The 17945-nt window shown below is 45.0% G+C and carries 19 protein-coding genes; 12 read left to right on the plus strand and 7 right to left on the minus strand.

Annotated elements, in window-relative coordinates; translation table 11 throughout:
- The first annotated feature begins 15 nt into the window (after positions 1-15).
- Together flgM and L5M17_RS14325 are read left to right on the plus strand one after the other, a co-directional pair.
- Positions 16-297 (plus strand): flagellar biosynthesis anti-sigma factor FlgM, encoded by a 282-nt coding sequence (flgM, locus tag L5M17_RS14320; protein WP_263148208.1) that lies wholly within the window; start codon positions 16-18, stop codon positions 295-297.
- The gene (locus tag L5M17_RS14325) at positions 290-745 is read left to right on the plus strand and encodes a flagellar protein FlgN (RefSeq protein ID WP_028761850.1); all 456 of its coding nucleotides are present in this window, start codon (positions 290-292) and stop codon (positions 743-745) included. The genes flgM and L5M17_RS14325 overlap by 8 nt, the downstream gene beginning before the upstream one ends.
- Before the next feature lie 88 nt (positions 746-833).
- Here L5M17_RS14325 and L5M17_RS14330 read toward each other — a convergent pair whose 3' ends face one another.
- From L5M17_RS14330 to L5M17_RS14360, 7 genes are read right to left on the minus strand one after another with little or no spacing between them, the layout of a single operon-like run.
- Complete coding sequence (locus tag L5M17_RS14330) at positions 834-1259, minus strand: hypothetical protein (RefSeq protein ID WP_168825887.1); 426 nt, start codon at positions 1257-1259, stop codon at positions 834-836.
- Complete coding sequence (locus L5M17_RS14335; RefSeq protein WP_113940831.1) at positions 1237-2586, minus strand: FliI/YscN family ATPase; 1350 nt, start codon at positions 2584-2586, stop codon at positions 1237-1239. Before L5M17_RS14335 ends, L5M17_RS14330 begins: the two co-directional genes overlap by 23 nt.
- Positions 2564-3274 (minus strand): flagellar assembly protein FliH, encoded by a 711-nt coding sequence (gene fliH / locus L5M17_RS14340; protein ID WP_131523389.1) that lies wholly within the window; start codon positions 3272-3274, stop codon positions 2564-2566. Before fliH ends, L5M17_RS14335 begins: the two co-directional genes overlap by 23 nt.
- Positions 3274-4260, minus strand: a complete 987-nt coding sequence (locus tag L5M17_RS14345) for a flagellar motor switch protein FliG (protein WP_251073491.1) — start codon at positions 4258-4260, stop codon at positions 3274-3276. The genes fliH and L5M17_RS14345 overlap by 1 nt, the downstream gene beginning before the upstream one ends.
- 16 nt (positions 4261-4276) lie before the next feature.
- A complete protein-coding gene (gene fliF / locus L5M17_RS14350) occupies positions 4277-5953 on the minus strand; it encodes a flagellar basal-body MS-ring/collar protein FliF (protein ID WP_263148211.1) in 1677 nt (558 codons plus the stop codon).
- 12 nt (positions 5954-5965) lie between these two features.
- Positions 5966-6304, minus strand: coding sequence for a flagellar hook-basal body complex protein FliE (gene fliE, locus L5M17_RS14355; protein WP_131523386.1), 339 nt, complete (start codon positions 6302-6304; stop codon positions 5966-5968).
- A gap of 28 nt (positions 6305-6332) precedes the next feature.
- Positions 6333-7643, minus strand: coding sequence for a sigma-54 dependent transcriptional regulator (locus tag L5M17_RS14360; RefSeq protein ID WP_113940835.1), 1311 nt, complete (start codon positions 7641-7643; stop codon positions 6333-6335).
- Positions 7644-8681: 1038 nt separating this feature from the next.
- Between L5M17_RS14360 and L5M17_RS14365 the strand changes: the two genes are divergently transcribed.
- The 10 genes from L5M17_RS14365 to L5M17_RS14410 all read left to right on the plus strand — a co-directional run bounded on the left by L5M17_RS14365 (position 8682) and on the right by L5M17_RS14410 (position 17865).
- Positions 8682-9563 (plus strand): FliM/FliN family flagellar motor switch protein, encoded by an 882-nt coding sequence (locus L5M17_RS14365; RefSeq protein ID WP_131523385.1) that lies wholly within the window; start codon positions 8682-8684, stop codon positions 9561-9563.
- The gene (locus tag L5M17_RS14370; RefSeq protein WP_131523384.1) at positions 9556-9915 is read left to right on the plus strand and encodes a FliM/FliN family flagellar motor switch protein; all 360 of its coding nucleotides are present in this window, start codon (positions 9556-9558) and stop codon (positions 9913-9915) included. Before L5M17_RS14365 ends, L5M17_RS14370 begins: the two co-directional genes overlap by 8 nt.
- The gene (gene fliP / locus L5M17_RS14375) at positions 9912-10646 is read left to right on the plus strand and encodes a flagellar type III secretion system pore protein FliP (RefSeq protein WP_131523383.1); all 735 of its coding nucleotides are present in this window, start codon (positions 9912-9914) and stop codon (positions 10644-10646) included. Before L5M17_RS14370 ends, fliP begins: the two co-directional genes overlap by 4 nt.
- 4 nt (positions 10647-10650) lie before the next feature.
- Complete coding sequence (locus tag L5M17_RS14380; protein ID WP_006083412.1) at positions 10651-10920, plus strand: flagellar biosynthetic protein FliQ; 270 nt, start codon at positions 10651-10653, stop codon at positions 10918-10920.
- A gap of 1 nt (position 10921) precedes the next feature.
- On the plus strand, positions 10922-11701 hold the full coding sequence (fliR, locus tag L5M17_RS14385) for a flagellar biosynthetic protein FliR (RefSeq protein WP_113940838.1): 780 nt from the start codon (positions 10922-10924) through the stop codon (positions 11699-11701).
- On the plus strand, positions 11698-12828 hold the full coding sequence (gene flhB / locus L5M17_RS14390) for a flagellar biosynthesis protein FlhB (RefSeq protein ID WP_263148216.1): 1131 nt from the start codon (positions 11698-11700) through the stop codon (positions 12826-12828). The genes fliR and flhB overlap by 4 nt, the downstream gene beginning before the upstream one ends.
- 15 nt (positions 12829-12843) lie before the next feature.
- Positions 12844-14925, plus strand: coding sequence for a flagellar biosynthesis protein FlhA (gene flhA / locus L5M17_RS14395; protein WP_113940840.1), 2082 nt, complete (start codon positions 12844-12846; stop codon positions 14923-14925).
- A gap of 390 nt (positions 14926-15315) precedes the next feature.
- Positions 15316-15867: an NAD(P)H-dependent oxidoreductase gene (locus L5M17_RS14400; protein ID WP_263148220.1), complete on the plus strand. Its 552-nt coding sequence runs from the start codon at positions 15316-15318 to the stop codon at positions 15865-15867.
- Complete coding sequence (locus tag L5M17_RS14405; RefSeq protein WP_263148222.1) at positions 15864-17069, plus strand: NupC/NupG family nucleoside CNT transporter; 1206 nt, start codon at positions 15864-15866, stop codon at positions 17067-17069. The genes L5M17_RS14400 and L5M17_RS14405 overlap by 4 nt, the downstream gene beginning before the upstream one ends.
- Before the next feature lie 70 nt (positions 17070-17139).
- Positions 17140-17865, plus strand: a complete 726-nt coding sequence (locus L5M17_RS14410; protein ID WP_131523378.1) for a nucleoside phosphorylase — start codon at positions 17140-17142, stop codon at positions 17863-17865.
- The last annotated feature ends 80 nt before the right edge of the window (positions 17866-17945 follow it).

Genomic DNA, 17945 nt, shown 5'->3' on the forward strand with positions numbered 1-17945 from the left:
TGACGATGAACATCTATGGAAATTAATAAAATTAGCAGTGCCTTGAGCACTGAGTTCAGCACGAGTAAGAGCGCTAATACGCCCAGAAAGCCCGTTGAATCAGAAAATCTATCAACGCCAACACGACAAGATATTAGTCACGACTGGCAATTGTTAGAACAAACCCAGAAAGAGTTACATACCATCTCCGACGTTGACACAGATAAAGTTGCTGCTATACGTCAGGCTTTAAGTAATGGAAACTTTGAGCTGAGCTTAGATAAAATTGCAGATAAGATATTGATACAGCATGGATAATAGTCAAGTAAATAAGCGCGAACTTGTTCAAAGTTTAATTCGCGATATTCGTCAAGATCTTGAGGGATATAGTCAACTAAAATCAATGCTTAAGCACCAACGTGAATTAATGCAACGCAGGGATAATGATGCGCTCTTAGCCCATAACGAGCGTCAAACTGCACTGTGTAACAAGTTAGCTTTGAGAGCCAAACAGCGAAGCGAAAATCTCGCGACACTAGGTTTTAATAGTGACAATAGTGGCATGAGACGCTTAATCACGGCGCTACCTGATCACCTAAGACCGCAAATAAAAATGTCATGGGACAACTTGCAGCTCTTAGTTAAAGATAGCCAAACAGCCAATGAAACCAACGGCAGATTGCTCGTAATACAGCAAGAAACGATTAACCGTATCCTGAATCAAGATGGCCAACACCATGAAATTGATTACGGTGCCAAACGCTAATCAAACTGAATTATTGAGAGTTACCAGGGTGTTCTGCAGATAGTGGCATAGTTTACAAAGGTGGCTCTCAGCTGTAATGACACAGCGCTTATTGGCCTTTATTCTTGTAATAGAAACCCGCCATATCATCAACAACAGCCTGTTCACGACGTGCCACTTGTGCTTGTTCTTGTATATGTGTTTGTTTTTCAAGCCACTTCAAACCTTGCTGACGCCCTAATTGCTTACGCCATAGGCGATCAATACGCAGCTGTTCCTGTTGTAGAAAGACCTCCTTTTGAGCTAACTTCACCCGCATAGGCTCTAACACTTGCGCCATACTTGCGGAATTTTGCCAGAGCAAAACATTTGAGCCCTCTTTCGCACCACGATAAGTCAATATCATTTGGGCTAAGGCTTGATTTTGTTGTTGATTTAGTTGGACGCTTAGGCTGGAATCATCGCGTTTTTGCCCTAGCTGCGCTAATTTCTTTTCAGCTTGAACACGTAACTTAGAGAGATGACGCTGGCTCATATCCCATAACTCCCATCAACTGTTCCAATTGCACTAAACTTTCAGCCAGATTGACTTTACTGTGTGTGGTCTGGCGTAAAAATCGTGCCATTTCTGGATACACTCGCACAGCAAGATCCATTTCAGGATCTTGGCCCGCTTGGTAGCCACCTAAAGGTAATAAGTCTCTGACCTCATTATAACGACTCAAAAGATGTCTAAAGATCTGACTCTGTTCAATACTGCTAGAGGTCGCTATGTGCATGGCTAAGCGGCTCACAGACGCATTAAGATCAATCGCAGGGAAATGTCCTTGCTCGGCTAATTTACGACTTAGCACTATATGGCCATCTAAAATGGCTCTCGCTGCATCTGCAACGGGATCCTGCTGATCATCGCCCTCGGCCAATACGGTATAAAACGCGGTTAGCGTTCCCGTCGGATGTTCACCATTGCCCGCCATTTCCACCAGTCTAGGTAACTGTGCAAATGCCGATGGCGGATAGCCTTTGGTTGCTGGAGGCTCACCTAAACTCAAGGCGATTTCACGCTGTGCCTGAGCATAACGAGTCAATGAGTCGACTAATAGCAACACTTGCTTACCTTGATCTCTAAAAGCACAGGCAATGGAGTGGGATAACCGCATTGCACGTAATCGCATGAGCGGTGTGGTATCTGCAGGTGCTGCTATAATCACAGCCCGTTTACGCCCTTCTTCACCGAGTGTTTCTTCAATAAACTCCCTGACCTCACGGCCACGCTCACCAATTAAGCCAACCACCACGACATCTGCTTCAGTAAAACGAGTCATCATGCCTAATAACACACTCTTACCCACACCAGAGCCCGCAAAGAGCCCGAGTCGCTGGCCTCTACCAATGGGTAACAAACTATTGATAGCGCGAATTCCGACATCTAGCGGCTGCCGAATAGGTTGGCGCAGCAAAGGGTTGTAACTCGTGTGAGATTGCGGGACTTGTGAAACACCGGTTAAATCACCCAGTAAGTCGAGTGGTTGTCCAAGTCCATCAAGCACCCTGCCAAGCAAACCATCACCAATAGCAATTGTTTGCTCATCCGTAATAGGCAGCACTCTGGCACCTGGCATCAAGCCCTGTGTGGGCTCAATCGGCATAAGGCACAATACGTCCCGATGAAAGCCAACGACTTCAGCCTCAATTAAACGACCATTTCGCCCTTCAATCTGGCAACGATCACCCATGCCAAGCTGACAGCCAACAGCCTCAAGCAATAGACCATTGACTCGAATGAGACGTCCATAAACCCTTGCAACTGGAACCTGAGGCCAATCGTCATGAAATACATCAGACTCCAATCTCAGCCTCATTCAACTTGGTTTCAACCTGCTTCATGCAAGCATCGAGTCGTGTCTCGACTGAAGCATCTGCATCGGATTTATCACTCACAATTCGACAACTGCCCGCTGAAATACTGCTATCAGCGATGAGATTCCAGCCACGGATTTTATCTTCCGAGAGCTCTTTTAATTTAATCACGGCACTCGGCTCTAAATGGATTTTGATATCCGCTTGATCATCGGGCAACGCACTCAAGGTTTCTTCAACGAGCTTAAGAATTTGTTGTGGCTGCAGGGTTAGCTCGCAGCGGATCACTTGTTGTGACACTCGGCGTACTAATTCAAGGATCAAATTTTGCTGTTCACGAACCTGCTTTGCATGACCGTCTTCGAGTAGTTCTCTCAAGGCACCTAGCGGCACAAGTAAACTGTTGAGCTGCTCATCGATGGATGCCCTACCCGCTGACTGCCCATCTAACCGACCTTGATGAAAACCAGCTGCATGTCCAGCAATGCGTCCTTCTTCTATGCCAGCCTCATAACCCGCACTCTTACCTTGAATAACACCTTCGTCATAACCCTCATCAAATGCTTGTTGATAACTTTGAAAATCACTGCCCGCATCGGAATTTGATTCAACCGCATCGTGTAATGCAGGAAAACGATAACGACGAGCGAGATTGGTATTTAGACGCCAACGAGAATGCTTGTTTTCCATTAAACAACGACCTGTTCTTCAAATAGCTGCAATTCAATTTCACCTTCTTGCATTAATTGCTTCGCCAGTTCCATTATCTCTTTACGCGCCCCACTCGCTCGGCTAACAGGTACACCACCTAACGCTTCTATTTGTGTTTCAATCGCTGACGACATACGTTTAGGCAAGGCATTGAGCAAGGCATCTTTTAATTCAAAATCAATGCCTTTTAATGCTAACGATAGGGTTTCAGAAGGTACCTGTCCTAATAAGGTCTGCAACGTTTCTTGCTTTTGTCGCCCAAGAATAATGAAGTCAAACATATTATCGGTGACATCGATCGCCATCTGCTTATCATGGAGTTTGATCATTTCCATCAGTTGTTCTCTGTCACCTTCGAAGCGATTGAGGATATCGGCAACCTGTTTGACGCCCGCCACTTGCGTGTGACTTTTCTCCATTGCCATCAACATACAACGCTCAACCAGTTCTCGCAGTTCCTCAACAACGTTACGATCCAATTCGCCAAGTTGCGCGATACGAACGAGCACCTCATCTTGGCTATCAGTGGGCAACATTTTCAGAATTTTAGCGGCACTTTCTGGTGGTAATAATCCCAACAATACCGCTTGCAACTGGCAGTGCTCATGGGTGATTTCACGGGCAAGTAATTGTGGGTCAACCCATTCGAGACGCTTAACGAGCACTTTAATCTCATCACCATAAATACTATCGATAAGACTTTTAGAGACTCTGTCTCCCAAAGCGATATCGAGCGTCTTTTGCAAATAGGACCGTGAGGCTCTGGCGATACCCGATTGTTCTTTATAGCGTTGGAAAAAACGGCTGAGTACTGCCTCGGCTTCTTGCTGGGTAATACTCGATAACCGCGCCATTTTATGGCTTAAGTGTTGCACATCGTTACGATCCAAATGCGCCATGACCATGGCAGCACCTTCTTCTCCCATACTCAGTAATAACATGGCCGCTTGGGCGTAATTGTCCATCTTAATTTCGATTGAATTATTCACCGTCTTTATCGCCTATCCAATGAGCTATCACTTCTGCAACACGCGCGGGTTCTTTGTTTGCGAGCAAGGCTAAATGCTCCATTTTAACGGTCAAAGGTGAGCCGGGCTCGGGTAAACCTTGACTGCCTAGCCAGTCGGCACTCGGTAACTGATGTGCTTGATTTGGTAAAGTATCGGCGGAATACCCATCGAGTGCAGCAGCGGAAGCGGCACTTAATGCAACGGGCTCAATTCTAGGCGCGGTAATTTGAGCGGTTCGGGTCAAGTGCTTAACCAGCGGCCTTAATACGAACAAAATAAGTCCAAAGCCAAGGATGCCGCCTATGATGTAGCGTAAATAAGCTTGGTAATTTTCTGATTGCCACCAAGGTGACGGCGTAAATTCGGCAGCGACGGTTGGGGTAAACTCAAAGGCATTAATGGTAAAACTGTCACCTCTCGCCGCCGAAAAGCCGATGGCATCCTTAACCATATTGCCAAACTTAACCAGTTGGGCCTCTCCATTAAATGCTCCTTGACCCGTAGCACTATTAATAAGCACTGAAACTGAGAGGTTTTCGAGCTGCATTTGTTGATAACGAACATGACGCACAGAACGACCAACGTCATATTGACGACTTTCTTCCTGCTTCAAATTACGGGTCTTATCATTCGTCGCCTCTTTGCCTGCTTGGGGTGGCTTATTACTTAAAGCTCCGGGAATTCCCGCGGCAATAGTATTACTTGAATCATCGACACTCGTGCGCTCTTGAGTCACGACATTTTGCGGATCGAGTGACTCCTTAGTTTCTTCCACCTGATTGAAGTTTACTTTTGCAGTCACCCGCACTTGGAAATTATCTTGACCAAGCACAGGCTCGAGCATAGAGGCGGCATTAGCCACTAAGCTATTCTCAAGTTCACGCGTGTACTGTAACTGCTTGTTTCTAGACTGGCTAAGGTCTTGATTGCCTGAAATGTTCTCACTTAAATATCGACCATCTTGATCGACAACTTTGATATTACTGGCCGTTAGTCCAGTCACACTGCCAGCAACCAAATTAACAATAGCCTCAACTTGTGTTTCAGAGAGTCGAGTATTCGGGTCTAGCTGTAGCATGACGGAAGCCGTCGGCAGTTCAGGCTCCTGACGGATAAACAGAGTTTGTTTAGGTATCGCCAAATGAACTCTTGCGGCACGGACCGACTTTAACGACATGATAGTGCGAGCTAATTCACCTTCTAAACTATGGCGATACTTAGCTTGTTCCATAAATTGACTCGTGCCGAGCGCGGTATTGTCGAGTGCCTCCATACCCGAAGGTACTTTCGCTTTTACCCCTTTTGCGGCCAAAAGCATACGCGCATTACCGACTTGCTCTTCTGCAACGAGGACTGCCCCAGTATTAGCCTCGAGGCGATAATCAATGCCTTCTGCATCCAAGACATTTAACACTTGAGAGGTATCGACATTTTCTTGGCTGCCATATAAAGGTCGATACCCTGCAGTAGCAGTCCATAACATCAACACTATGACACTGGCGACAACCACCGCAAGTAAAGCTAAGGCGATAACTTGACGATCACCACGGTTAAAACGATGCCATTTTTGGGTCATGCCAGCAATGAATCCTGACGAAGATTCAGTCCCGGTAATATCCTGACCTGATTGAACAAAAGTGGTAGACATTCACACAATTCCTTAAATAGGCATCTTCATTACATCGTCAAATGCTTGCACAAGACGATTACGAATTTGGAGCATAGTCGCAAAGGACAAACTGGCCTTTTGCGAAGCCACCATAGCACCGACGAGATCATCGCTTTTTCCACTATCGACAGCCGCCATCGCCATAGAGGATTGGTTCTGATCTTGGTTAACGGCAGAAACTTTACTCTTAATCAAGTCAGTGAATGACCCATAAGCCATACCATTATCGGCAGGATTTGAAGTGATGTTGATCGCCCCTTTAGCCACTTCACGATGAATGTTTAAGGTTTCCATTAACATATTTGAGCTAACAATCGCTCCACTAGACATATTCCATTCCTATTACTTTTTGATTGCTCTAAGCTGCTCGACCCGCTTGCTCTAATAACATTTCGATATCTATACCCGCTTCCCGCATTTGTACGAGGCGATATCTTAAGGCTCTAGTCGTCATCCCTAGCGCCTCTGCACTTAACGTGCGTTGTCCATTAAAACGTTTAAGTACATCAATAATATATTGAAACTCTGCCTGTTGTTTTGACGCTTTAAGCCCATCTGAGGCGCCTAAAGGCTCCAACTCAAGCATCTCTTCTTGAATGTTTAACCCGAGTTCCGCAACTTGAATCGCCTGACCTCTACGCATCACTAATGCACGTTGAATACAATTTTCTAGCTCTCTTACATTTCCGGGCCAATCATAGTTAACGAGCACTTGTCTTGCGTGCTCACTGAAGTAACAGCGACTTGAGCAATCAGATTGGCCATATAAATTTAAGAAATGTTCAGCTAGAGGCAGGATGTCAGCCTTTCGTTCTCTTAAAGGCTTAATTTTCAGAGGTAAAACATCTAATCGATAGAACAAGTCCTCCCTAAAATGTCCAAACTCCACGGCTTGTCTTAAGTCTCGATTGGTAGAGGCAATAACTCTGATATCCAGTGGTATAACATGCTGGCCACCAAGTCTTTCGACTTCACGCTCCTGTAGCACCCGAAGTAACTTCGCCTGTAACGGCAAGGGCATTTCACCAATTTCATCGAGTAATAAAGTACCGCCATTGGCCTGCTCAAATTTTCCTGCCTTATCACAAATGGCACCAGTGAAGGCACCTTTGACATGCCCAAAGAGAACGGACTCTAGAATACTTTCAGGGATGGCAGCGCAGTTAATCGCAACGAAAGGCTTATGTGAACGGGAGGAGTGGCGATGAATATAACGAGCAAGCGGTTCTTTACCAGTACCACTTTCACCCAATAATAAAACACTGGCCTCAGTGGTTGCGGCGCGATGGGCCAACATCAACAATTGTCGACTAACAGAAGCCGCGACAACCAAACTAGAATCAGGTAACTCTAAGCGGTGTAATCGTTGAATTGAGGCAAGTAACTGCTCAGTTTCTACGGGAATTAATAGATAATCCTGTACGCCAGCTCGCATGGCAGCGGCTGCCAACTCACCTTGCTCTGGTGCTAATAACGCGACGATATTACGGCCAGGAAAACGGGCAAGATAAGACTTCACATCACAAGGACTACAATCCGACAAGTTAACGATAGTGAGCCAAGGTAATTCCATTGCATCACTCCACAGATAAAAATCCTCATGTGTTATTTTGCATGCAAGTTCCGCAGATATGTTTAACCCTTCAATCCGTATACTTAGGCCACCCACTCACTAACTCCCTTTCGTTTACAGTACATTAAATAACACCTTAATTTAGACCTATAAGTCTTTGTGTTTGAATGTATATAAAATCTATTACTACTTACTTATCCATCTAGATGAATGAGCAATAAATAACTCAAGCCATTAAGAACAGTAAAAACAAATGCGGAAGCGAAATGCGGAAGATATATTTCCGCATGTAATATCAAAGCCAGCGATAAAGAACTACACACAATGAGTATCCACATTGACAATGGCTAAGGATATGCCCTCAACTAAATAAGGTTAAAACGTGTTCTAGTGCAATCATCGATAAGAAATGTGACCAGCAACAAAGTTTAAAGCATCACCGAATTATATGAATCAATTGCTATCAACCATGAAAGGTCTAAAAGAAAAACCGCAAAAAAGTGATACATATAACTTAGGACTGACTTATACCAAATATATTTGTAAAATAATATATGACAATGATAAAAATGCACCATCGATACTTTTAAAATAGTGACAAAATTTAACCACCAATGTTTAATATTAAATAAACCACAAGATATAGCGCACAAAAAACAATGAAAATCAAAGACAAACAGATTTGCAACACAAAATCATCATTAATAATCAATATGTAAATGCTGACATAAATATTGCCCGCCAAAATATCGACAAATGTCAAAATAACATCCAACCGCCTTTTTATTGACGCGAAAATGCAAAATCTAAAGCATTAATATCTTCTTACACAATCTCAAAACAAACATTTTGTTCACAACCAACTTTACCCTACAATTCTATTCACATATATTTCAGCATTTCTTATAATTATTATTGAATACTTAAGCCTTATTAACTTATCATCCTCGTCGTTTAAAACAGAGTCGAACCTAAAGTTCAACGATTAACTGTTTTAAGAAATTCATTAATCCTTAACGATAAAGAAATAAATATTTAGGCACTCTGTTTGTGTATGTTTTTTATGCGCCAACTGAATCACGGAGGTAGCCAAGCAGCATTCTAGTAGTAAAAACACGTTTAATAGGAAGAACAATGAAGACGACGGCGAAAGCTAGGCTTATAAAATCAAATTCCAATGAAATAATTAGACCTATTATGCTAGTTCAAGAAAAGCTAGCGAGAACGCGATTATTGCAACAGCTAGAAAAGCTACATCGTCCACTTATCGATGCCATAAATAATATCCTATCTCCGCTACTAAGACAGGGTCATCCCGCTGTTTCGGGGTCAACGTTAACAGAACCAAGAACACCTGTCATTCCAGAACATTGCTATTCATGGTTTGTATTAAAACATCATCAAAATACCCTCGGTTATTGGAGAATTGATCGCTGTACGCTCGATCAATTGGCGAGTAATTATTACGGTAATACCTCAACACCATTAAGTTCTCCTTTGAGAAACCCCAGCCAATCTGAATTTAGGTTAGCCAAAAAGTTGCTACTTTCCGTAGTGGAGGAGCTACCTAATAGCACGATCGAAACCAATAATCTTGAAGTTGAGCTCATAAAAGGCCATATGCCACTCGCAGTATCGGCAGTATGGTCGTTCAATTTTACCAATGGCCCACTAACCCCTCCAATGCTCTTTTGCTTAACTGAGCATTTACTGGGGCATCTGGCCGAACAGCCTAAGAAATCTGAAGTATCTGCGGATTTACCCGCAAAACTAGCCGTCTGGCTAAAAAGTCTCCCCATAAAAATGCAGCTGACATTAGGGCAACATAGCATCCCGGTGCAATCACTCAGCCAATTAAAAACTGGGGATATTTTACCTATTAATCTCTATCCAAAAACCTTGTTATCAATCGGAAACACACCGCTATTTCATGCCTCTGTGCATAGTCATGAAGGACAGATGGTAGCGAAATTGACCCAAGATATTTATCAGCATGAGGAGCATGACATTGGCTGAACAATCTATTTTATCGGATGATGATTTTCTATTAGAGGACGATATTTTCTCTGAGAGAGCATTTTCAAAGCCGGACACCCATAACCGTAAATTGAAAAATAATAATTTTTTTCAACAACTTCCTGTTCAAGTTACTCTCGAACTGGCCAGTGCTGAAATGTCTTTAGGCGAACTAAATCGTATGGGAGAAGGTGATGTTATCGCACTCGACCGTATGGTAGGTGAGCCGCTGGATATCAGAGTAAATGGTGCACTATTAGGAAGAGGCGAAGTCGTAGAAGTGGCAGGCAGATATGGCGTACGTTTGCTGGAAATAGAGAGCATTACTCTCGATGGGACAAGTAACGAATGATAGTTCGGGTATTGTTACTGGCGATTCTATTGTTTGCTCCCCAAGCCCTCGCATCGGAAGGACTGACCTTATTCACACTGGATAGCGCTCAAGACAGTCAAGCAGTTAACATTAAACTCGAAATTTTAGCGCTCATGACGGCCATTAGTTTCTTGCCCATCATGCTGATGATGCTAACCAGTTTTACTCGTATTATCATTGTATTAGCAATCCTCCGACAAGCTCTCGGACTACAACAAAGTCCCCCTAACCGAGTGCTTGTTGGGATAGCATTAGTACTCACTATCTTTATTATGCGCCCAGTGGGAGACAAAATTTATAAGGAAGCTTATTTGCCCTATGACCAAGGTAAGATCGAATTGATGGAGGCTGTCTCAATAGCCAAAATCCCTTTAACTCGATTTATGCTGGCGCAGACAAGAGAAACTGATCTTGAGCAAATGCTGAAAATAGCTAACGAACCCACACACATGAAAGCAGCAGAGGAAGTCCCCTTTTTTGTCCTTATGCCCGCATTTGTACTGAGTGAACTCAAAACAGCTTTCCAAATTGGCTTCTTACTTTTCTTACCTTTCTTAGTTATCGACTTGGTTGTCGCAAGTGTCCTCATGTCTATGGGGATGATGATGTTGTCACCGTTAATTATTTCTCTCCCATTTAAACTGATGGTTTTTGTATTAGTCGATGGTTGGGCTATGACGGTAAGCACCTTAACCGCAAGTTTTGGGTAGCTAGATGGACATCAATGAACTGACCTCGCTCTTTGCTGACTCAATGTTTCTCGTCATCATCATGGTTTCTGTGTTGGTGACACCGGGACTCATTTTAGGCTTAATCGTTGCGGTATTTCAGGCTGCGACACAGGTCAATGAACAAACCTTGAGTTTTCTGCCAAGGCTTATCATTACTCTACTTATGGTTCTGTTTTCAGGCCATTGGCTCATACAACAGCTAAGTGATTTATTTGACAGGCTGTTTATGAATATTCCTCATATTATCGGTTGATATGCTTTCACTCACCTCAACCGAACTCAGCATGTTAATCGGCAGCCTTTGGTGGCCATTCTGCCGGATCATGGGGGCATTTATGATAATGCCCTTGTTAGGTAATTCCTATGTGCCTGCAACAGTAAGAATTTTTCTTGCCTTAAGTATTGCAGCACTTATTGCACCTATGCTGCCACCCGTTCCCGCTGTCGATGCGCTCTCGCTTGGATCATTGTTTTTAGCCATAGAGCAACTACTGACTGGATTTATGCTCGCGCTATTTTTAACCATTTTAATCCATGTGATGACCATGCTTGGCACTATTATGTCGATGCAGATGGGTCTAGCGATGGCGGTGATGAACGATCCTGCTAATGGCGACACCAACCCCATTCTCAGTGAATGGTTACAAATCTTTGGTACATTGATTTTTCTGGCTCTTGACGGTCATTTAGTCGGGCTCAACATCATTGTTGATAGCTTTCGTTTATGGCCAATTGGAAATGGGATTTTTGACTTACCGCTAATGGGATTGGTTAGTCGAATGGGCTGGCTATTTGCTGCATCGCTGATGCTCGCCATACCCGCAGTACTCGCCATGTTAATGGTTAACATCACTTTTGGTGTATTAAGCCGCGCTGCGCCGTCATTAAACATCTTCTCGCTCGGGTTTCCCATGACCTTGTTGATGGGCTTGATTTGCGTCTTCCTTTCGTTAAGCGGCATTCCAACTCGTTACAGTGATCTGTGCTTAGACGCATTAACTGCCATGTACCAATTTATCGGAGGGATCTCATGAGTAAAACGCCCCAACAAGATAAAACAGAAGAAGCTACACCGCAGAAAAAGCGTAAAGCGAGAGAAGAAGGCCAAGTTCCACGCTCTAAAGATCTTGCCTCCGCAGCACTGGTTGTTGGTTGCTCTGTCATGCTGACCAGTAATGCGGATTGGTTTGCGACGAGAGTCAGTGGATTAGCTAAATACAATATGCTGCTCACCCGAGCAGAGTTAGATCAACCAGACATCATGATGCGCCATCTTGGCGCCAGCCTAGTCGAAATGCTAAGCATCTTAGGTCCACTATTCATCATGGTTGCTCTGTTGGCCGCAGTTGCAGGAGCCTTGCCTGGGGGGCCAATATTTAATTTTGGAAATGCTAATTTTAAGTACAGTCGAATCGATCCTCTTGCCGGTGTCGGAAGAATATTTTCCGCTCAATCTCTTGTTGAGTTACTCAAGTCATGCCTAAAGATTGTGTTACTGATCGGAATTATGTTGGTTTTCTTGAATGGTCACTTACAAGAACTACTTAGCTACAATCAACGTCCTATTGATGAAGCGGTTCGTGATGGCATCAATCTACTGTCGCAAGGCATGTTTTATCTTGGTACTGGACTGCTCGTGATCGCCTTTATTGATGTGCCTTACCAATATTGGCATAACAGCAAAGAATTACGTATGTCACGTCAAGAAGTAAAAGACGAGCATACCCAGCAAGAAGGTAAGCCAGAGATTAAAGCTAAAATCCGCCAAATACAGCAACGAATGGCTCGCTCTCGGGCAGATACCACCATTCCAAAAGCGGATGTTCTCTTGGTTAATCCTACTCACTATGCCGTGGCATTAAAATACAATCCTGACTTAGCGGATGCGCCTTACGTCATCACTAAAGGCACCGAAGAACTCGCCCTCTATATGCGAGAACTCGCTAAAAAACATGATATTGAAATTATTGATATCCCACCGCTCACGCGGGCTATTTATCATTCAACGCAAGTAGATCAACAGATACCCAGTGCCCTTTTTATCGCCATAGCGCACGTATTAAGTTATGTCATGCAAATAAAAGCATCTCGTAAGGGCTTACAGCAGAAACCTGACCCTTTACCACATTTTTTTATTCCCCCTAATTTACGTCACGATTAAAGGATTGCTTAACCTATGAATTGGCTTTCTCGCACCTTTTCAGGAAATTACAGCTATATCGGCATTCCCGTCATGCTGCTCGCTATTCTGGCAATGGTGATTTTACCGCTGCCTGCATGGCTACTGGACATTTTGTTTACATTTAACATCGTCCTTGCCGTCATGGTGCTGCTGGTGAGCGTATCGATCAGACGACCGTTAGAGTTTTCTGTATTCCCAACCTTATTGCTCCTTGCGACCTTAATGCGTTTAACCTTAAACGTTGCATCGACGCGCGTAGTACTCATTGAAGGTCATGAAGGAGGCGATGCTGCGGGTAAAGTGATCCAAGCCTTCGGTGAAGTCGTCATTGGCGGAAACTATGTCGTCGGTGCTGTTATCTTCTTAATTCTAATGATTATTAACTTTGTTGTAATCACTAAGGGTGGCGAGCGGATTTCTGAAGTATCGGCGCGATTTACATTGGATGCCCTACCGGGTAAACAGATGGCGATCGATGCCGATCTCAATGCTGGCACACTCACACACGAACAAGCCAGCCTACGTCGCCAAGATGTCGCCAGAGAAGCAGACTTTTATGGTTCCATGGATGGAGCCTCAAAATTTGTGAGAGGGGATGCCATCGCAGGACTCTTGATCTTAGCAATCAACATTATTGGCGGGATCAGCATAGGCATCTTTATGCATGATCTGAGTACAACAGAAGCCTTTAAAACCTATGCACTATTAACCATTGGTGATGGCCTAGTTGCACAAATTCCATCATTACTACTCGCCACTGCTGCCGCAATTATTGTGACTAGGGTATCCGATGCAGAAGAAATGCCGACCCAATTGAGTCGACAGTTACTGGCTAACCCTAGAACCTTAGCCACTGCAGCCATTGTGATGGCGATTCTCGGTATCACCCCGGGCATGCCAGCACTGGTATTTTTATCTTTTGCAATACTACTAGGCTTTGCAGCGTGGAAACAAAACCAGAATAAAGCCTCCTTTACTGAAGAGAAAACAGAAGAACTCATAGAAACCAGCCTGACAGAACCTTCAGCGCCAAGCTGGGAATCCCTGCCTTTTACCGACATCATCGAAGTACGATTAGGCTATAGATTGGTTCATCTAGTCGAAAAAACGAAAGGAGCAGAATTACAAAAACGCCTAACAGGGATCAGACGTACCCTTTCAGAACAAATCGGATTTCTGCTATCGGAAGTGAGAGTGCGCGACAATTTAGCCTTGGCACCACATGCATACCAAATTAACTTTATGGGCACTCAAGTGGCTATCGCCGAATTAGAGCCTGATCTACTGTTAGCAATAAAAAGTGGTCCTGTGTACGGCAAAATTGATGGGATTTTAACTAAGGAACCCGCTTACCAAATGGATGCGATTTGGATTACGCCTGAACTAAAAGCCAAAGCACTCAATTTAGGTTATTCGGTCGTCGATAATGCCACGATCATTGCCACTCATGTCAGTAAGTTATTGCGCGAATCACTGCCTGAATTATTGCAACATGATGATATTATGCAATTAACTGACAGGCTCAGTAAGCAAGCCCCAAAACTGGCGGAATCACTCAGTACCTGTTTAACCCCCATACAGTTACTCAAAGTTTTCCGCTTGTTACTCAAAGAACAAGTGCCCCTTAAAGACATACGCACCATAGCAACAACTTTGCTGGAATGCAGCGAGCAAACCAAAGATCCCGTCCTACTCGCCGCCGATGTGCGCTGCGCTTTGCGCAACAGTATTTTGCATCAAATCGCAGGCAGCAGTCCGCAGTTGAATGTACTTACGCTGACCGCAGAATTAGAACAAACCTTAATGACAGCGTTAAATCAATCGCAGCAACAGGGCCGAGTTGCATTGGATAGTTTCCCTATCGAACCTAATCTACTGGCGCAGCTACAACAAAGAATGCCCCAATTACTCGCGGAGACAAAAGAGAAAGGCTATAACCCTATCCTACTTGTTTCTCCACAACTCAGGCCTTTCCTCGCGCGATACGCATTAGCCTTCGCCCGCGGACTTCATGTTTTATCCTATAATGAAGTCCCTGAAACAAAAGAACTTATGATTGCGGGACAACTCGGGTAATCAAACGCATTAAGCCCTATCGCTTTATTAAGTTTTCATCGTGCAAAAAGCATCAATGACAGAATGCTAACCAGCGTTCGACATTGGTGCCACATGCAATGTGCACTATTTCATGCAGTCAGGATGAACAGATTAGGAGCAGAGCTGAGCGCTTAATAAACGTTAGCATTTCGGTATGACCCGACATTGCGCTTATCACTTCATTCATTTTTACATCGATATGTTAATCAAATTTTCACAATAGTATGAGCTGCATCAGGTGCTAGGAGACAAATGTCCTCTTGTATTCACCCTTCCCTCCCTATAATCCACGCCATGACTTCGTAACTCGGTGCTTGAGCCTCTGGTTTTGGCTGCATGGCGGCACCGTTTCCTCTCAGGAGCTAGCTAATGAACATACTCGTGCTAAACGGGCACCCCAACTTAACCCAGTCTGTGGCCAATGCCTGCATACTTGCCCTTGAGGCTGAGCAACCGAGCTGGCGTATCAATTCAGTGGCTCAGTTTGATGGGGATACCGCCACGGAGCAGCAACAGTTGCTCGATGCCGATGTGATTGTGGTGCAATTCCCGCTCTATTGGAGCACCTACCCCGCCGTGCTCAAATATTGGATTGATGAGGTATTTACCTATGGTTTTGCCTTTGGCCCTAATGGTAGCCAGCTCCAAGGTAAACCTGTCCTGTTTTCTATCACTGCGGGGGCGACTGAGGACTCCTACAGCGAAACAGGCTTTAACTTTTTACCCTTTAACGTATACCAACAAGCTTACGAACACCCATTTCGTGCAGCCGCTGTCGAGATTATCGATACCATTATTAGCTTTGAGATGAACTCCACTGCCGCCGAAGGTGGCAATAAGTCCAACACCCTTTCCCTTGCAAAGGCCCACGCCGAGCGTGTGATTGCAGCCGTTAATTCATATAAGGACCACTCAGTATGATCCAGTCCATCCTTGGTATTTTTGTACTCTTAGGCGTAGGTTTGCTGTTTTCTGAGAACCGCCGTTTGATCAGCTGGCGCGCCGTTATCGGTGCATTTGGCATTATCATCGCGCTCGGTTTTTTTGTGCTGGCAACCGAGATCGGTGCCGATGTACTGCTGGCCGTATCAAATACTGTAGGCAAAGTCTTTGGTTATGGTACTGAAGGGATCAAATTTGCCTTTGGCAGCTTAGTCAATTTCAGCGTTGAAGGCATAGGTTTTGTCTGGGCGTTACAGGTATTACCGCAAATCATCTTTACTGCCGCACTCACCTCTTTGCTGTACTACTTAGGCATTATGCAGTGGTTTGTGTTAATTATTGGCGGCAGCTTGCAAAAGGTACTCGGCACATCACGGGCGGAGTCAATGAATGCGGCGGGCAATATTATTCTCGGCCAAACCGAAGCACCGTTACTGATCAAGCCCTACCACCGCGTCCTCACCCGCGCACAAATTTTTGCGGTGATGGTCGGTGGATTGTCTTCAATTGCTGGCTCCATTTTAGCGGGCCTTGCGGGGATGGGCGTTGCGCTTAACTATCTGATTATGGCTTGCTTTATGTCAGCTCCAGCGGGGTTGATGTTCGCTAAGTTGCTTATCCCAGAAACCGAGCCAACCGTTAACGAAGTGCCAGAATTACCCGATGATGAAAAGCCCAGTAGCTTTATTGATGCCATAGCCAAAGGCGCTATTGCTGGTATGGGAATCGCTGCCATCGTCGGCGCAGTCATTATTGCCTGTATTGGTCTCATGGCCTTGTTGAACGGCGGATTGGGTGCGATTGGTGAACTGTTTGGCATGCCAACCTTAACCGTGGATATGATCCTCGGCACCTTGTTTGCGCCAGTAGCATGGTTGATTGGTATTCCATGGGCTGAAGCAAACACAGCAGGCGCCTTCCTAGGCCAAAAAATCGCCATGAATGAGTTTGTTGCCTTCGCCAATATGGGCAATGTGGAACTCTCTGCACGTAGCAATGCCATTATGACTATTGCCCTTTGCGGCTTTGCCAATATCGGCTCAGTGGCCATGGTGTGTGGCGCCCTGAGTCAAATGATACCGCAACGCGCGGGGCTGATTGGTCAGCTCGGGATGAAAGTACTGCTAGCGGCGACGTTAGCAAACTTGATGAATGCTGCAATTGTCAGTTTGTTTATCTAAGTTTTCCCTTCGCGGTAGCCCGATACAATTCGGGGCTACCGCCAAGCTAAGTAATTGATAAAGGTCAACAATGAGTATTCAACCCCATATTCTCGTCGCGCCCCATCAAGTCAGTGAAAAAGCCGTCGTCTGCGGCGAACCCAATCGAGTCAACCGCATCGCGGCGCATCTAACGGATGTCGAATCCTTGGCGGATAACCGCGAGTTTCGGTTAATGCGTGGCCGTTATGGCGACACTATAATCACCGTCTGCAGCACAGGTATTGGTGCTCCCTCAGCGATCATTGCCCTTGAGGAACTGTATCAATGCGGTGTTAAACAACTTATCCGCATCGGCTCCGCCGGTGCGCTACAACCGCAGATAGCGATAGGTGATGTGATTATTGCCGAGGCTGCAGTGCGTGATGATGGCGGCTCTGCCAGCTATGTAAAGCACGGTTTTCCGGCCTGTGCCAATCATCGTTTGGTCGGCAAACTGCAAGCATACTGCGCGCAGTATCATATTATTGCCCATAGCGGCGTAGTGCGCTCCCACGACAGTTTTTATACCGATCAAGAACAGGAGCTCTGCCACTATTGGCATCGCCAAGGCGTGCTCGGGGCCGATATGGAAACCGCTGCGTTATTCACCGTCGGCCGACTGCGCCAACTTGAAGTGGCGGCGATACTAACCAACGTAGTGCTATTTGAGCAGGATGTTAAAGCAGGAGTTAATGACTATGTTGCATCGTCCAAAGCAAGCGCCCAAGGTGAGCAACATGCCATTTTAGCCGCACTCAACGCACTGTGTGATTAGAGCTTGTTGAGGTTAATAGCAGTAAGCCTTGCCGATAAATGCATCCAGATAACGACCAAGTCATCCTCTTAATGGCGCAG

Source organism: Shewanella sp. SW24 (assembly GCF_025653395.1).
In the GTDB taxonomy this organism is placed as follows: Bacteria; Pseudomonadota; Gammaproteobacteria; order Enterobacterales; family Shewanellaceae; genus Shewanella; species Shewanella oncorhynchi.

Coding starts and splice junctions, on each gene's coding strand:
- flgM (WP_263148208.1), top strand. CDS start 16: ATGGAAATTAATAAAATTAGCAGTGCCTTGAGCACTGAGTTCAGCACG.
- L5M17_RS14325 (WP_028761850.1), top strand. CDS start 290: ATGGATAATAGTCAAGTAAATAAGCGCGAACTTGTTCAAAGTTTAATT.
- L5M17_RS14330 (WP_168825887.1), bottom strand. CDS start 1,259: ATGAGCCAGCGTCATCTCTCTAAGTTACGTGTTCAAGCTGAAAAGAAA.
- L5M17_RS14335 (WP_113940831.1), bottom strand. CDS start 2,586: ATGAGGCTGAGATTGGAGTCTGATGTATTTCATGACGATTGGCCTCAG.
- fliH (WP_131523389.1), bottom strand. CDS start 3,274: ATGGAAAACAAGCATTCTCGTTGGCGTCTAAATACCAATCTCGCTCGT.
- L5M17_RS14345 (WP_251073491.1), bottom strand. CDS start 4,260: ATGGACAATTACGCCCAAGCGGCCATGTTATTACTGAGTATGGGAGAA.
- fliF (WP_263148211.1), bottom strand. CDS start 5,953: ATGTCTACCACTTTTGTTCAATCAGGTCAGGATATTACCGGGACTGAA.
- fliE (WP_131523386.1), bottom strand. CDS start 6,304: ATGTCTAGTGGAGCGATTGTTAGCTCAAATATGTTAATGGAAACCTTA.
- L5M17_RS14365 (WP_131523385.1), top strand. CDS start 8,682: ATGAAGACGACGGCGAAAGCTAGGCTTATAAAATCAAATTCCAATGAA.
- fliP (WP_131523383.1), top strand. CDS start 9,912: ATGATAGTTCGGGTATTGTTACTGGCGATTCTATTGTTTGCTCCCCAA.
- L5M17_RS14380 (WP_006083412.1), top strand. CDS start 10,651: ATGGACATCAATGAACTGACCTCGCTCTTTGCTGACTCAATGTTTCTC.
- fliR (WP_113940838.1), top strand. CDS start 10,922: ATGCTTTCACTCACCTCAACCGAACTCAGCATGTTAATCGGCAGCCTT.
- flhB (WP_263148216.1), top strand. CDS start 11,698: ATGAGTAAAACGCCCCAACAAGATAAAACAGAAGAAGCTACACCGCAG.
- flhA (WP_113940840.1), top strand. CDS start 12,844: ATGAATTGGCTTTCTCGCACCTTTTCAGGAAATTACAGCTATATCGGC.
- L5M17_RS14400 (WP_263148220.1), top strand. CDS start 15,316: ATGAACATACTCGTGCTAAACGGGCACCCCAACTTAACCCAGTCTGTG.
- L5M17_RS14405 (WP_263148222.1), top strand. CDS start 15,864: ATGATCCAGTCCATCCTTGGTATTTTTGTACTCTTAGGCGTAGGTTTG.
- L5M17_RS14410 (WP_131523378.1), top strand. CDS start 17,140: ATGAGTATTCAACCCCATATTCTCGTCGCGCCCCATCAAGTCAGTGAA.